Consider the following 13402-nt stretch of genomic DNA (forward strand, 5'->3'; position numbering starts at 1 on the left):
GGGACGGAAGGACCCGTCCGTAGCGTGTCGTTCGCTCTCATCGCCTGGCCCTCGCGATCGCACGCATCGCCGAGGACGGGTCCGAGGCCCACGAGACCACGTCGACTCCGGCGCCGTGGAGATCCGCGAACACGTTCCCCCTCTCTGCGAGCACGGTGCGCAAGCCGATCAGCTGCGCACGGGTGAGCCGAGCACGGTCGAGCGGAGGGAGGACATCGACGGCGACGACTCTGTGGCCGCTGGCCCTCCACATCAGCGCGGTCCGAGCGGCGGCACCCTCGAAGAAGGTCGACAGCACGAAGACCACCGAGCCGTGCGGCACGGGAGGAGTGCGACGGAAAGTCGCGTCGTCTCTCGCCTGGCCCGTCGCGGCGATGGCCGCCACGACCCGTGCCAGGTGCCTCGAGCCGCCGCCGCTCCTCAACGACCGGCCGCCGTGCACGAGCACGTGAAGTGCGACGCGGTCGCCCTCGCCTATGGCCGAGTCGGCGATGGCTCGCGCAGCCTCCCTCGCGAGGTCGAGGGAGGTCACGCCGCTGCGTTCGCGGTCGCCGCTCCCCCACGAGGCGACGACCTCACCCAGATCCTCAGACGTGTCCATGGCGACCACGACCGACGAGTCGCTGAGCGTATTGGTCCGACGGACCAGCAGATCACCTGGCCGGCGGGACATCCGCGCCGTCGCCCGCCAGTCCACGCGGCGGAGTTCGTCGCCGGGCGCGAAGGGGTGGATGTCCCGGAAGTCGCCGCCCTGACCAGCCCGGCGCCCCTCGTGCGCGCCGTGCGACTCCGTCAGTCGTCGCGGCAGCGGGAGCGCGTCGAGTGATCGGCGGGGCGGGGCCACCTGACGCCTGATGGCGGCGAGGTCCGACGTCGACGAGAGCGCCGCTCCCTCGAAGGAGAACCCCCTCGCTGCCGCCTGGACCGGGATCGTCGGACCGGAGTGCAGGACCTTGCTCCGCGCAGTGAATGTGAAGCCACCGCCGGGCACGATCACGCGTCTGCTGCGACGCTCCGACTGTACGACCACCACCTCGACGGCATCCGCACCGCTGTCCACCGCGATCGATGTGAGCAGCTCGCCATCGCGCCCGGGCACCGGGTCGATCGCGATCTTCGCCACCGCGCCGGATGTGCCCCGCGCGATCGCGAGACCGCTCCAGATGGCCAGAGGAAGCCCCATCGCCACCACGTCGGGTCTTCCCGCGAGAAGGCCGACCGCGGCGAGCAGGGCAGCGCCTCCGATCGCCACGGACAACACAGGACCGCGACGCCCCGCGTCGGGTCCGTCCGTCATCCGAGCACTCCGACGGTCGGCGGAACAGCCACCTGTCCGACGACCGAGCGCACCACATCGGATGCCGACGCGCCCTGAGCCCACGCCTGGGGTGTGAGCGTGAGACGATGCGCCAGCACGGGCACGGCGATCCGCTTGATGTCGTCCGGACGGACGAAGTCGCGGCCATCCAGAGCCGCGAGCGCTCGTCCCAGCAGCAGCAGCCCCAGAGAACCGCGCGGCGACGCACCGACCTCGACGTTGGCCGCGGTCCGGGTGGCGCGTGCGATCTCGACGCAGTAGCGCGAGATGTCCGGGTCGACGTGGATGGCCTCGACGGCCTCCTGCAGGGAGATGAGCTGAGCGGCGTCGATGACCGGAGCGATGTGAGCAGCCTCCTGGCGCCTGCTCACGCGGTTCTCCAGGATGCGGGCCTCGCTCTCCGCCGCCGGATAGCCGACGGACAGCCGCACCATGAACCTGTCGAGCTGTGCCTCGGGCAGCGCGTACGTGCCCTCGTACTCGATCGGATTCGACGTCGCGATCACATGGAACGGCGCGGGCAGCGCGAAGCTGTTGCCCTCGACGGTCACCTGGCGCTCCGCCATCGCCTCGAGCATCGCGGACTGCGTCTTCGGCGTGGTTCTGTTGATCTCGTCGGCGAGCAGCAGTCCGGTGAAGATCGGCCCCGGCCGGAAGACGAAGTCCCCCGAGTCCGGTGCGTAGACGTACGACCCCGTGACATCGCCGGGCAGCATGTCCGGAGTGCACTGCAAGCGCCGGAACCCCAGCCCCAGCGCCGAGGCGAGGCTGCGCGCGGCGAGCGTCTTCCCCAGGCCCGGCACATCCTCGAACAGCACGTGACCGCCGGCGAGGATCGAGGCGAGAGCGATCTCGACCGGGTCGTCCATGCCCACGACGACTGTTCGCACGGCGGCCAGGATCCGGGCTCCGGTGGCGGCGATCTCTGCGGGGCTCGTCATGGCATCTCCTTCATGGACGCGGCGGCGAGGGCCGCCCGTGGTCGGGGGTCGGTACGTGCAACCGGGGTGACGGTTCGTCCGGCGAGGTGGGATCCAGTCGATCGATCGCGTCCAGCGCCCTCTCGACGTCGACGATCGTCGTCTCCGGTCCCGTCAGGCGCTCCCAGACTCCCGGGTCGATCAGCCGCGGGAGTCGGTCGCGGTGGGCAGGGTCATCCGGATCCACTCCGTGGCGCATCAGCCGCTGACGCAGGATCACCCCGACACGGCGCGTGATCTGCGCTCCCGCGATGCCGGTGTGTGTGTTCAGTGCCCACGCCATGCGAGAGATCTCGGTAGGTCGTCGATCCGGCTCCACGTCTATGCGCGGCGCGTCGAACCCCGGCTCGAGCGGCATCGCGAGCTGCGCGAGCAGACCGACCGCACCGATCAGGAGACCCCATGCGATCACGAACGGCCAGGTGAAGCCGAAGCCGAGGAGCGCCAGAGCGACGAGGACCGCCGCCCCCGCTGCGACCAGCGTTCTGCGGACAGTCACCGCCACACCTCCTCGATGCGTCGCAGGGCCTCTCTCGCCGAGGCCCGGTCGCCCTCGTCGGCCGACCCGGCTCCGAATCGGACGCTCTCGTAGAGACGCAGCAGCGACGCGGCGTCCCCGGCCACCCCGGGCCGCAGAGTGATGATCCGCACCACGAACTCGCCGGGAGTCTCGGTCGCCGCTCGCTTCACCCCTGCGTCTGCGGCACTCTCTTCGAGGCCGATCCACGCGGCGACGATGGCATCAGACGCTCGGGCGCGCTCGTCTATCTGCATGAGCGCCCCGGCGATCCCGCGCTGCATCACAGCGACGGCGATCTCGGGTTCCGGCGCCGAGGTGAGGTGATCGACCTCGGATGCGACCGCCGCCGCGTCACGACGGCCCAGCGGGCGATCCCGCCACGCTCGCAGCAGGGCTCTCGCGGCGATCACGAGGAGCGCGATGAGCCCCGCAGCGACCAGCGCCATGAGGATCACGGCGAGCGTCTGAACGACCGCGGCGGCGGTGGAGTCGATCTCCATCGGCTCGGGAACCCCGGTGGCACCCGGATCACTGGACGGCAGCGGCTCCGCTGTCCCCCGAGGAATCGGCGCGGCGGGGCGGAACGTCGGCGCGCCCTGGATCGCCGCAGCGATCATGGCCACGACGAAGAGTCCCACGACGAGAGTCGAGAGGACCATGCGATCGACGCTCCGGCGCGCAAGACGCGTCTGGGGTTCGCTCGGCATGCCCACACCCTACGGTGCGGTCACTCCATGGCGGGGCGGCGACCCGCGAATGCCGACAACCCGTCGCGCAGTGTGGCTACCTGCTCGAGATCCATCCCCACGGCGGCCATCACCTGTCGAGGAACGTCGAGAGCGCGATCTCGCAGAGCTCGACCCGTGTCCGTGAGGGTGATGTCGAGACGGCGCTCGTCCTCGACGCTGCGTTGTCTGGCGACCAGCCCGTCGGCTTCCAGACGCTTCACCAGGGGAGACGCCGTCGCCGGCTCGAGAGCGAGATCAGCCGCAAGATCGTTCAAGGGACGCGGAGCACGCTCCCAGAGCGCCAGCATCACGAGATACTGCGGATGCGTGAGCCCGAGCGGCTCGAGGATCGGCCGGTAGATCGCCACGACGTTGCGCGCTGCGGTCACCAGGGCGAAGCAGAGCTGATTGTCGAGTTTGAGCAGGTCGTCCGATGCGGTCACGGCTTCGAATATACATTGACCCTAATAGTTAGTACACTAAGCAACATGGCCAGTTCTGACGATCGACCTCCGCTCCGCACTCGGATTCGCGAGGCCGGAGGACTGTACGCGTGGATCAACTCGAATCTGATCCGCTTCGCGGGCCCCGCCTCCGTCGGCCCCTACGAGAAGACTCCCCCGCCGAGCCCGTCCGAGCGGGCAGAGCGCGCCTGCCCGTTGTGCGGTGCACCGATGAGCGAGCACGAGATCGACCGTTCAGGTCCGAAGACCCTCGTTCACTGCCCCTGACACAGGCTCTCACCCGTCGGCTGAGACTCGCTCTCGCGCGTCAGCTGAGACTCTCGCTCTCAGTCGTCGCGCTGCGCGTCCTGGCGTGCGACGTCGAGCCACGAGGCGAGATCGTCGTCGTCGACGAGACGCTCGGCGACACATCGAGCCAGCTGGTGCCCATCGTCCGCGCACCCATGACCGCGACCGCCACCCCGGGGCGGGTGATCAGCGAGTCACCGTGCTCGCCATCGACCCGGACGAGCAGAACCCCGCCCGCGCGCGCTCCGACGAGGATGTGTCCATCGAGGAGGAAGGCGCGCGTGCCGAACATGCGCTTCTCCTCGACGTTCTCATCGAGTGTGAGGAGCGCTCGCACTCGATCGGCGAGCTCCTCGCCCGCTGCATCCATCCTGGTGCCTCCGAGCTTCTCAGGCGTGGCCGGCCTTCTCCATCGCGCGCAGTTCCTTCTTCATGTCCTGCACCTCGTCGCGCAACCGCCCGGCGAGCTCGAACTTGAGCTCGGCGGCAGCCGCGAGCATCTGATCCGAGAGGTCCTGGATCACCGCTTCGAGCTGCTGAGCTCCTTCTGCGGCGATGCCGGTGCGCCGCAGGTTCGGCGTCGGCGACTTGCCCTTGCCGGTCGCTCTCCCGCGCCCGGACATCATCTCAGCGGTGTCGGCGCCCTCACGCGCGAGCACCTCGGTGATGTCGGCGATCCGTTTGCGCAGCGGCTGAGGGTCGATACCGTTCTCGAGGTTGTACGCGACCTGCTTCTCGCGGCGGCGATCGGTCTCTTCGATCGCCTTCGCCATCGAGTCGGTGATCTTGTCGGCGTACATGTGCACTTCGCCGGAGACGTTTCGCGCCGCGCGACCGATCGTCTGGATGAGCGAGGTGCCTGACCGGAGGAAGCCTTCCTTGTCGGCGTCGAGGATCGCGACGAGGGACACCTCAGGCAGGTCGAGCCCCTCTCGGAGCAGGTTGATTCCCACGAGGACGTCGTACACCCCGGCACGCAGTTCACTGAGCAGCTCGACCCGTCGCAGAGTGTCCACGTCCGAGTGCAGGTATCGCACGCGTACGCCGTGCTCGCCGAGGAAGTCCGTGAGCTCCTCGGACATCTTCTTCGTGAGTGTCGTGACGAGCACACGCTCGTCGCGTTCGACCCGAAGCCGGATCTCCTCGAGGAGGTCGTCGATCTGCCCCTTCGACGGCTTCACGATGATGTGCGGGTCGACGAGTCCGGTCGGGCGGATGATCTGCTCGACCACGCCGTCGGCGATCCCCATCTCGTACTTGCCCGGTGTCGCAGAGAGATAGACGGTCTGTCCGATTCGGTTCTTGAACTCGTCCCAGCGCAGCGGCCGGTTGTCCATCGCGCTCGGAAGCCGGAAGCCGTGCTCGACGAGCGTGCGCTTGCGAGAGGCGTCGCCCTCGTACATCGCACCGATCTGCGGCACCGTCACGTGCGACTCGTCGATCACGAGCATGAAATCGTCAGGGAAGAAGTCGAGCAGCGTGTGCGGCGGCTCGCCCGGCTGGCGCCCGTCCATGTGCCGGGAGTAGTTCTCGATGCCCGAGCAGAACCCGAGCTGCTGCAGCATCTCGAGGTCGAACGTGGTGCGCATCCTCAGGCGCTGGGCCTCGAGGAGCTTTCCCTGACGCTCGAACTCCTTGAGCCGCTCTTCGAGCTCGTGCTCGATCGTGCCGATGGAGCGCTGGATCACGTCGGTGCCGGCGACGTAGTGCGAGGCGGGGAAGATCGGCACGGAGTCGAGCTTCTCGATCACCTCTCCGGTGAGCGGATGCAGCGAATAGAGCGCTTCGATCTCATCGCCGAACAGCTCGATGCGGATCGCGTGCTCCTCGTATACGGGGATGATCTCGATGGTGTCTCCCCGCACGCGGAAGTTGCCTCGGGAGAAGTCGACGTCATTCCGGTTGTACTGCATCGAGATGAACTGTCGGATCAGCGCGTCCCGGTCGTAGCGCTCCCCCACCTGGAGCGCGACCATCGCCCGGAGGTACTCCTCCGGCGCACCGAGACCGTAGATGCAGGAGACCGTCGAGACCACGATCACATCCCGACGGCTCAGCAGCGAGTTGGTCGTCGAGTGGCGGAGACGCTCGACCTCGGAGTTGATCGACGAGTCCTTCTCGATGAAGGTGTCCGTCTGCGGGACGTACGCCTCCGGCTGGTAGTAGTCGTAGTAGGAGACGAAGTACTCGACGGCGTTGTTCGGCATCAGCTCGCGGAACTCGTTGGCGAGCTGCGCGGCGAGAGTCTTGTTGTGCGCGAGGACGAGCGTCGGACGCTGCACCTGCTCGACCAGCCAGGCGGTCGTCGCGGACTTTCCGGTACCCGTGGCACCGAGCAGGACGATGTCTGTCTCGCCGGCATTGATGCGCGACGCGAGCTCGGCGATGGCCTTCGGCTGGTCGCCGGCGGGCGCGTATTCGCTGATGACCTCGAAAGGACGGACGCTGCGCGTGGTTTGCATACCTCCAGCGTATGCCGGGCCACCGACATCGGGGCCACGAGAGCCCCCAGCGGAATCCCTGCCCGTCAGTCAGTCGACCGCGTCCACACGTAGGGAGTGGTGGTCGTGACCGTGACGAGCCCGGCCCGCTCGAGGATCGGCCGCGAGAACTCCGTGGAATCCGAGTGCAGATACACCTTGCCGAGGGCGAGGGCGGATCGCGCCCGCTGGGCCGTCAGAGCCCGATAGACGCCGCGGCCCCGCCACTCGGGCAGCGTCGCACCTCCCCACAGACCGGCGAATCGCGTGCCCGTGACCGGTTCGAGCCGTCCAGCGCTGATCACCTCGTCTCCGGCGACGGCGGTCCACAGCTCCACCGTGTCGTCCTCGCGGATGCGCTGCAGCGTCGTCTCCACCCGCACCCGCCACCGGGGATCGCCGAACACCCTGCCCTGCATCTCCTCCATCGCGAACACCTCGGTCTCCGTTCGCGCGCGCCGAAGCTCGACTCCGGCGGGGAGCGACACCGGCTGGGCGAGCAGCTCCGCCTCGCCGATCATCACCGACTCCGTCTCCTCCGGCACGAAGCCTCGGCTTTCGAGAGTCCCGCCGAGCCCCGGCGCCCGGTCATGCCCGCGCGTCTTCCACTCGATCGAGTCGATCTCGCTCCGCCTCCCGAAGTGCGCGAGCGCGGCATCGACGAGCGCCTCGATGCCGCCCTGATCGACCCCGCCGAGATCGGCGTAGGACACGAACCCGCGCCCGCCCGGAAAGGCGGCGAGACGCAGCGGTCCGTGCGTCGCCACATCGAGGGCATGCACCACTTCCGCATCCGTGCGCAGCTCGTGGTCGTACGCTGCAAGATGCCTCATGCGCATGGTGCTGGTCCTTCGGGTCGGTCGCGCCGGCGAGCGGCTGCGCGGCGGTGCCGCCTCGCGATCATATGCGTCCTGTCGGCGACGACCGGAGCGCGCGCGCCGCGAGTGCCGCCGACACCGCGCACATCGTGATGATCGCGCCCACGAACCACGCCCAGTCCGCCCTGCCGAACACGATTCCCAGCGCCCATCCGAACAGGCTCGAGCCCGCGTAGTAGCCGAAGTAGTAGAGCGACGATGCCTGCGCACGACTGTCCGGCGTGGCAGCGGCCGGAGCCCACCCCGACGCAACCGCATGTGCGCCGAAGAAGCCGCCCGTGAAGAGCAGCAGTCCGAGGACCACCGGCAGCGCGGCCTGGCTGAGCATGGCGAGCGCTCCGATGCCCATCACCGCGATCGAGCACAGCAGCACCGGGTACCGACCGAAGCGAGATGCGAGAGCACCGGCGGTCGGTGACGAGACGGTGCCCGCGAGGTAGGCGAGGAAGAGCAGGGTCACCAGCCAGCTCGGAAGAGAGAACGGCGCGTCGATGAGGTGGAATCCGAGGTAGTTGTACACCGCGACGAACGCCCCCATGAGAAGGAAGCCCTGCGCGTAGAGGGCGAGTTGCGGTGCGGAGCGCATCGGCGACACGAGACGCGCGAGCATCCCACTTGTCGCACCCTGGCGAAGCCGACCGGGCACGAACCCCCGGGCCTTCGGCGTCAGCCAGAGGAAGAGAGCGGCCGCCATCGCGCAGACACCGGCCACGACCCAGATTCCCGCACGCCACCCCCACTGCTCGCCCGCCAATCCGGACACGACGCGACCGAGCAGACCACCCACGGTCGTCCCGGCGATGTAGCTCCCCGCGGCCGCCGCGGCATGCCGCGCACTCACCTCCTCGCTGAGGTACGCGAGCGCTACGGCCGGCACGGCGCCCAGTGCGATGCCCTCGAGCAGGCGCAGCGCCAGCAGCATCTCCATGCCGGTGCTGAGCGGAGCGACCAGCCCCAGAACGGTAGCGGCGAGGATGCCGGTCCCCATCGCCGGCACTCGGCCGATGCGATCCGCGACCATCGACCACGGGATCACCGCCGCCGCGAGACCGAGCGTCGCGGCCGATACAGCGAGTGCCGCGGTGGCAGGCGTGATCCCGAGATCGGACGAGAGCTGCGGCAGAACGGCCTGCGGCGAATAGAGCTGGGCGAATGTCGCGATGCCGGCGAAGAAGAGCCCGACGATGAGACGCCGATAGGCAGGGGATCCGGGTGCGTGACCGGTGAAGGTCACGACGAGCGGATCCGCTCCCACAGGGCATCGGTCTGCAGCATCGTCTGCTCCAGGGATCCGGATGTGTCGACGACCTCGTCGGCGATCGCCAGCCGACGCTCGTCCGAGACCTGCGCATTGATCCGCTCCTGCGCAGCCTGTTCCGCCATGCCGCGCAATTCCACGAGCCTCCGTCTGCGCTCCTGGGCAGGCGCATGGGCGACGACGATCAGGTCCCAGGGGTCATCGACGCGCGCCTCGACCAGAAGGGGCACGTCGTACACGACCACACCGTCCGGATCGGCGGCCGCTGCCGCCTCGAATCGTCGCTGCGACTCGGCACGGACGGCCGGATGCACGATCGCGTTCAGCCGCGCCAGCTGCTCCGGATCGCCGAAGACCTTGGCCCCCAGGGCGGCACGGTCGAGTGCGCCGTCCGCCGAGATGACGTCAGCGCCGAAGGCATCCTCGATCCGAGCCAGAACCTCGGAGCCGGGCGACTGCACGTCGCGGACGATCTGATCGGCGTCGACGACCACGGCGCCGAGCTCTCCAAGTCGTCGTGCGATGGTCGACTTGCCCGAGGCGATGCCGCCGGTGAGCGCGATGAGAGGCATCTCGCCAGTCTAAACGGGGCTGAGATCGCGGATCAGCGGGCCAGCAGCTGCCGTCGCGAGCTGATGACGCCGGTGTCGAAACCGGCCAGGTGGAGGCCTCCGTGGAACCGGGCGTGCTCGATCTTGATGCACCGATCCATCACCACGGAGAGCCCCGCGCCCTCGGCGATCGCCGCGGCATCCTCGTTCCACGATCCCAGCTGCAGCCACAGGGTCTGCGCCCCGGCTTCGATCGCCTCCTGGGCGACGCCGGGCAGGTCGTCATGGCGGCGGAAGACGTCGACGACGTCCGGGACCACCGGCAGGTCGGACAGCGAGGCGTAGACCGGCTGACCGAGGATCTCCGATTCCCGCGGGTTGACGAGATAGACGTCGTATGCGGTGCTGGAGAGCAGGTACGTCGCGACGAAATACGAGGCGCGCGCGGGATTGTTCGACGCGCCGACGATGGCGACCGACTTCGCGCGTCGCAATATGCCGAAGCGCTGCTGCTGGCTGGGGCCTTCCCAGGTCCGATCCGGGCGCGCCGGCGCGGGTGCGGGCAGGGCGCAGGCCGCAGAATCCTGGGCGGTCGGCAGCGCGCAGGCGTCGGCGCCGGTGGTCTCGATTCCGCTCATCGAGTGGCTCCTGTCGCTGTCGTGAGGGCCTGGTCAAGATCCCAGATGATGTCTTCTGTGTCCTCGAGGCCCACCGAGATGCGGATGAGGTCAGGTCGCACGCCCGCCGCGACGAGCTGCGATTCCGTGAGCTGACGGTGGGTCGTCGATGCCGGGTGGATGACGAGCGTGCGCGCGTCCCCGATGTTCGCGAGGTGCGATGCCAGCTGAAGATTCTCGATGAGCGTCTCGCCCGCCGAGCGACCGTCGTCGGCCTTGACCCCGAACGCGAACACCGAACCAGGACCGAGCGGCAGATACTTCGCTGCGCGCTCGTGGTGCGGGTGATGCTCGAGACCCGCCCACGTCACATACTCGACCCGGGGGTCGGAGTCGAGCCATTCGGCCACGATCCGCGCGTTCGCAAGGTGCGCATCGATCCGCTGCGGCAGCGTCTCGACTCCCTGCAGGAGGTTGAACGCCGACTGCGCGCTCAGCGCCGGGCCGATGTCACGCAGCTGCTCGGTGCGGAGCTTGGTGAGGAAGCCGTACTCGCCGAAGTTGTCCCACCACTTGATGCCGCCGTACGACTCGACCGGCTCTGTCATCTGCGGGAAGCGGCCATTGCCCCAGTCGAAGGTGCCCTTCTCGATGACGACGCCGCCGAGCGTCGTCCCGTGTCCGCCCAGGAACTTGGTGACCGAATGGATGACGATGTCCGCGCCGTGCTCCAGAGGGCGCGCGAGGTACGGGGTGGCGAGCGTGGCGTCCACGACCAGCGGCACACCTGCGGCATGAGCGACCTCGGCCAGCCCCTCGATGTCGGCGATCTCACCCGAGGGATTACCGATCATCTCCACGTAGACGACCTTGGTCTCCGGACGGATGGCGGCGGCGTAGTCGGCGGGATCGGTCGACGCGACGAACGTCGTCTCCACGCCGAAACGACGCAGGGTCACGTCGAGCTGGGTCACCGTGCCCCCGTACAGCTGCGCCGCGGCGACCACATGGTCGCCCGCTCCGACGAGCGCCGCGAACGTGATGAACTCCGCGCTCATCCCCGAGGCGGTCGCGACCGCGCCGATGCCGCCCTCGAGCGAGGCCAGACGTTCCTCGAGCGCGGCGACGGTGGGGTTGCCGATGCGCGAGTAGATGTTCCCGTACTTCTGGAGGGCGAAGAGGTTGCCGGCGTCCGCCGCGTCGTCGAACACGAACGACGTCGTCTGGTAGATCGGCACGGCCCTGGCGCCGGTCGCTGCGTCGGGAGTCCCGCCGGCATGCAGCGCCCTCGTGCGAAACCCGAAGCGATGTTCTTCCGTCATGATGTCCTCAGTTCAGCGTTCTCGAGCACGGCGGCGATCTCGCCGACGGCCCACGGATTCTGCAGCGATGTCGTGTCTCCCAGCGGAGCTGGGGCCCGTCCCGAGCGACGATCCTGCTCGGCCTCCCACAGCTGGGCGAGAAGTCGGCGCATGATCTTTCCCGAGCGGGTCTTCGGCAGGTCGGCGACCACGACAATGTGCTTCGGCTTGGCGACAGGACCGATGGCAGCCGCCACCTGCGACCGCAGCGCGGCGACCGACACCTCGGATCGTCCGGAGGGAGTCACGAAGGCGACCACCGCCTGGCCTGTGATGAGGTCTGCGACGCCGGCCGTTCCCGCTTCGCCCACTGTCTCGTGCGCCACCAGCGCCGACTCGATCTCGATCGTGGACAGCCGGTGGCCCGACACGTTCACCACGTCATCGAGCCGCCCCAGGATCCAGATGTAGCCGTCGGCGTCTCTCGTCGCACCGTCGCCCGCCACGTAGTAGCCGCCGTGTTCGCCGTGCCCGGCGTAGGCGGACCAATACGCATCGCGGTAGCGCTGAGGGTCGCCCCACACCGTCCTCGCCATACCCGGCCACGGGCGGCGCACCACGAGCGTGCCCGACCGGCCGGGAGCGACCTCGTGGCCGTCCGCGTCGACGACCGTCGCATCGATGCCGGGCAGCGGCACAGACGCGGACCCCGGCTTGAGGGTCGTGACTCCGGGCAGCGGCGCGATCATCGCCGCCCCGGTCTCGGATTGCCACCAGGTGTCGATGACCGGCAGCTCATCGCGCCCGAAGTTCCGGCGGAACCAGATCCAGGCCTCCGGATTGATCGCCTCGCCGACGGTCCCGAGCAGACGGAGGGTCGAGAGATCGTGACCCGACGGGAGTTCGGGCCCGAACCAGGTCATGAAGGTGCGGATCAGCGTCGGCGCCGTGTAGTACACCGTCACGCCGTACCGCTCGATGATCTCGAGATGACGTTCGCGATCGGGGGTGTCCGGCGTTCCCTCGTAGATCACCTGGGTCAGCCCGTTGGAGAGAGGCCCGTAGATCTCGTAGGTGTGAGCGGTCACCCACGCGAGATCCGCCGTGCACCAGTGCACGTCGTCGGGCTTCGCGTCGAAGTGCGCCCAGTGTGCCCAGCTCGCATGCGTCAGGTAGCCACCGGAGGTGTGCACGAGGCCCTTGGGCTTTCCGGTGGTCCCCGATGTGTAGATGATGAACAGCGGATGCTCGGAGTCGAACGCCTGCGCGATGTGGTCGGACGAGGCTGTGCCGACCGTGTCGTGCCACCAGACGTCTCTGCCGTCTGTCCACGGCACGTCCTGGCCGGTGCGCCGCAGGACCAGCACATGCTCGAGGTCCGGCAGATCTGCTGCGGCGATGTCGGCCGTCGACTTCACCTCGGTCGCGGTGCCGCGCCGGAACTGCCCGTCGCTCGTGACGAGCAGTTTGGCGCCGGTGTCGATCAGACGGAAGCGCACCGCTTCGGCCGAGAAGCCGCCGAACACCAGTGAGTGCACGGCGCCGATCCGTGCGCATGCGAGCGTGATCACGACCGTCTCGATCAGCACGGGCAGGTAGACGACCACCCGGTCGCCCGGTTCGATGCCGAGCGCGGTCAGCGCGTTCGCCGCCTGCGAGACGCGACGCTGGAGGTCCGCGTACGTGACCGAAGCCCTGTCCCCCGGCTCTCCTTCGAAGTGGAGGGCGATCTTGTCCCCGCGCCCGGCATCGACATGACGGTCGACGCAGTTATATGCCACGTTGAGGCGCCCGCCCACGAACCAGCGCGCCGCCGGGACGGCATCGCCCGCAGGCGGATCCCACTCGTGGGCCGTGTGCCAGTGCTCTGCCCAGTCGAGTCGGGACGCGGCCTGCTCCCAGAAGGCCGTGGGATCCGCGGCGGCCCTCGCATACGCCTCGTCGGCGACGTTCGCCTGAGCGGCGAACGCAGCAGGGGCCGGGTACGAACGGGTCTCGTGCAGGCGCGCCTCGGCCATC

At 68.7% G+C, this 13402-nt stretch carries 14 protein-coding genes; 1 reads left to right on the forward strand and 13 read right to left on the reverse strand.

All coding sequences use genetic code 11. The annotated features are described in order from the left end of the window. Positions 1 to 37 precede the first annotated feature (37 nt). Genes AKG07_RS05865 through AKG07_RS05885 form a run of 5 tightly spaced genes read right to left on the reverse strand, consistent with a single transcriptional unit; the run spans position 38 to position 3989 of the window. Entirely contained in the window at positions 38 to 1297 is a 1260-nt protein-coding gene (locus tag AKG07_RS05865; RefSeq protein WP_053096666.1) for a DUF58 domain-containing protein, read from the reverse strand. Further along, positions 1294 to 2259: an AAA family ATPase gene (locus AKG07_RS05870; RefSeq protein WP_053096669.1), complete on the reverse strand. Its 966-nt coding sequence runs from the start codon at positions 2257 to 2259 to the stop codon at positions 1294 to 1296. The genes AKG07_RS05865 and AKG07_RS05870 overlap by 4 nt, the downstream gene beginning before the upstream one ends. Positions 2260 to 2269: 10 nt before the next feature. After that, on the reverse strand, positions 2270 to 2797 hold the full coding sequence (locus tag AKG07_RS05875; RefSeq protein WP_150115085.1) for a hypothetical protein: 528 nt from the start codon (positions 2795 to 2797) through the stop codon (positions 2270 to 2272). Continuing rightward, positions 2794 to 3525: a DUF4129 domain-containing protein gene (locus tag AKG07_RS05880; RefSeq protein WP_072591434.1), complete on the reverse strand. Its 732-nt coding sequence runs from the start codon at positions 3523 to 3525 to the stop codon at positions 2794 to 2796. Before AKG07_RS05880 ends, AKG07_RS05875 begins: the two co-directional genes overlap by 4 nt. Positions 3526 to 3545: 20 nt before the next feature. After that, positions 3546 to 3989, reverse strand: coding sequence for a MarR family winged helix-turn-helix transcriptional regulator (locus AKG07_RS05885; RefSeq protein WP_053096674.1), 444 nt, complete (start codon positions 3987 to 3989; stop codon positions 3546 to 3548). A gap of 45 nt (positions 3990 to 4034) precedes the next feature. Between AKG07_RS05885 and AKG07_RS05890 the strand changes: the two genes are divergently transcribed. Then, positions 4035 to 4277: a hypothetical protein gene (locus AKG07_RS05890; RefSeq protein WP_053096676.1), complete on the forward strand. Its 243-nt coding sequence runs from the start codon at positions 4035 to 4037 to the stop codon at positions 4275 to 4277. Positions 4278 to 4317: 40 nt separating this feature from the next. Here the strand turns inward: AKG07_RS05890 and AKG07_RS05895 are convergent, their stop codons facing one another. From AKG07_RS05895 to acs, 8 genes are all read right to left on the reverse strand, one after another. Next, a complete protein-coding gene (locus AKG07_RS05895; RefSeq protein WP_233277336.1) occupies positions 4318 to 4668 on the reverse strand; it encodes a TfoX/Sxy family protein in 351 nt (116 codons plus the stop codon). A 19-nt stretch (positions 4669 to 4687) separates the two neighbouring features. Then, entirely contained in the window at positions 4688 to 6760 is a 2073-nt protein-coding gene (gene uvrB / locus AKG07_RS05900) for an excinuclease ABC subunit UvrB (protein WP_053096678.1), read from the reverse strand. Positions 6761 to 6825: 65 nt separating this feature from the next. Next, entirely contained in the window at positions 6826 to 7611 is a 786-nt protein-coding gene (locus AKG07_RS05905) for a GNAT family N-acetyltransferase (RefSeq protein WP_053099158.1), read from the reverse strand. Between the two features lie 67 nt (positions 7612 to 7678). Then, a complete protein-coding gene (locus tag AKG07_RS05910) occupies positions 7679 to 8890 on the reverse strand; it encodes an MFS transporter (protein ID WP_082298029.1) in 1212 nt (403 codons plus the stop codon). Continuing rightward, on the reverse strand, positions 8887 to 9486 hold the full coding sequence (coaE, locus tag AKG07_RS05915; RefSeq protein WP_053096682.1) for a dephospho-CoA kinase: 600 nt from the start codon (positions 9484 to 9486) through the stop codon (positions 8887 to 8889). Before coaE ends, AKG07_RS05910 begins: the two co-directional genes overlap by 4 nt. A 32-nt stretch (positions 9487 to 9518) precedes the next feature. Then, the gene (locus AKG07_RS05920; RefSeq protein WP_082297841.1) at positions 9519 to 10103 is read right to left on the reverse strand and encodes a CoA-binding protein; all 585 of its coding nucleotides are present in this window, start codon (positions 10101 to 10103) and stop codon (positions 9519 to 9521) included. Further along, positions 10100 to 11404: an O-acetylhomoserine aminocarboxypropyltransferase/cysteine synthase family protein gene (locus AKG07_RS05925; protein ID WP_053096684.1), complete on the reverse strand. Its 1305-nt coding sequence runs from the start codon at positions 11402 to 11404 to the stop codon at positions 10100 to 10102. Before AKG07_RS05925 ends, AKG07_RS05920 begins: the two co-directional genes overlap by 4 nt. Further along, positions 11401 to 13401, reverse strand: a complete 2001-nt coding sequence (gene acs, locus AKG07_RS05930; RefSeq protein ID WP_053096686.1) for an acetate--CoA ligase — start codon at positions 13399 to 13401, stop codon at positions 11401 to 11403. The genes AKG07_RS05925 and acs overlap by 4 nt, the downstream gene beginning before the upstream one ends. Between the last annotated feature and the right edge of the window lies 1 nt (position 13402).

The organism is Microbacterium sp. CGR1 (assembly GCF_001266755.1).
Lineage (GTDB): Bacteria > Actinomycetota > Actinomycetes > Actinomycetales > Microbacteriaceae > Microbacterium.

What these genes read in the sequence shown, in the direction of transcription:
- AKG07_RS05865 (WP_053096666.1), bottom strand. Translation starts at nt 1,297, where the DNA reads ATGACGGACGGACCCGACGCGGGGCGTCGCGGTCCTGTGTTGTCCGTG.
- AKG07_RS05870 (WP_053096669.1), bottom strand. Translation starts at nt 2,259, where the DNA reads ATGACGAGCCCCGCAGAGATCGCCGCCACCGGAGCCCGGATCCTGGCC.
- AKG07_RS05880 (WP_072591434.1), bottom strand. Translation starts at nt 3,525, where the DNA reads ATGCCGAGCGAACCCCAGACGCGTCTTGCGCGCCGGAGCGTCGATCGC.
- AKG07_RS05890 (WP_053096676.1), top strand. Translation starts at nt 4,035, where the DNA reads ATGGCCAGTTCTGACGATCGACCTCCGCTCCGCACTCGGATTCGCGAG.
- AKG07_RS05895 (WP_233277336.1), bottom strand. Translation starts at nt 4,668, where the DNA reads ATGGATGCAGCGGGCGAGGAGCTCGCCGATCGAGTGCGAGCGCTCCTC.
- uvrB (WP_053096678.1), bottom strand. Translation starts at nt 6,760, where the DNA reads ATGCAAACCACGCGCAGCGTCCGTCCTTTCGAGGTCATCAGCGAATAC.
- AKG07_RS05905 (WP_053099158.1), bottom strand. Translation starts at nt 7,611, where the DNA reads ATGAGGCATCTTGCAGCGTACGACCACGAGCTGCGCACGGATGCGGAA.
- coaE (WP_053096682.1), bottom strand. Translation starts at nt 9,486, where the DNA reads ATGCCTCTCATCGCGCTCACCGGCGGCATCGCCTCGGGCAAGTCGACC.
- AKG07_RS05920 (WP_082297841.1), bottom strand. Translation starts at nt 10,103, where the DNA reads ATGAGCGGAATCGAGACCACCGGCGCCGACGCCTGCGCGCTGCCGACC.
- AKG07_RS05925 (WP_053096684.1), bottom strand. Translation starts at nt 11,404, where the DNA reads ATGACGGAAGAACATCGCTTCGGGTTTCGCACGAGGGCGCTGCATGCC.
- acs (WP_053096686.1), bottom strand. Translation starts at nt 13,401, where the DNA reads ATGGCCGAGGCGCGCCTGCACGAGACCCGTTCGTACCCGGCCCCTGCT.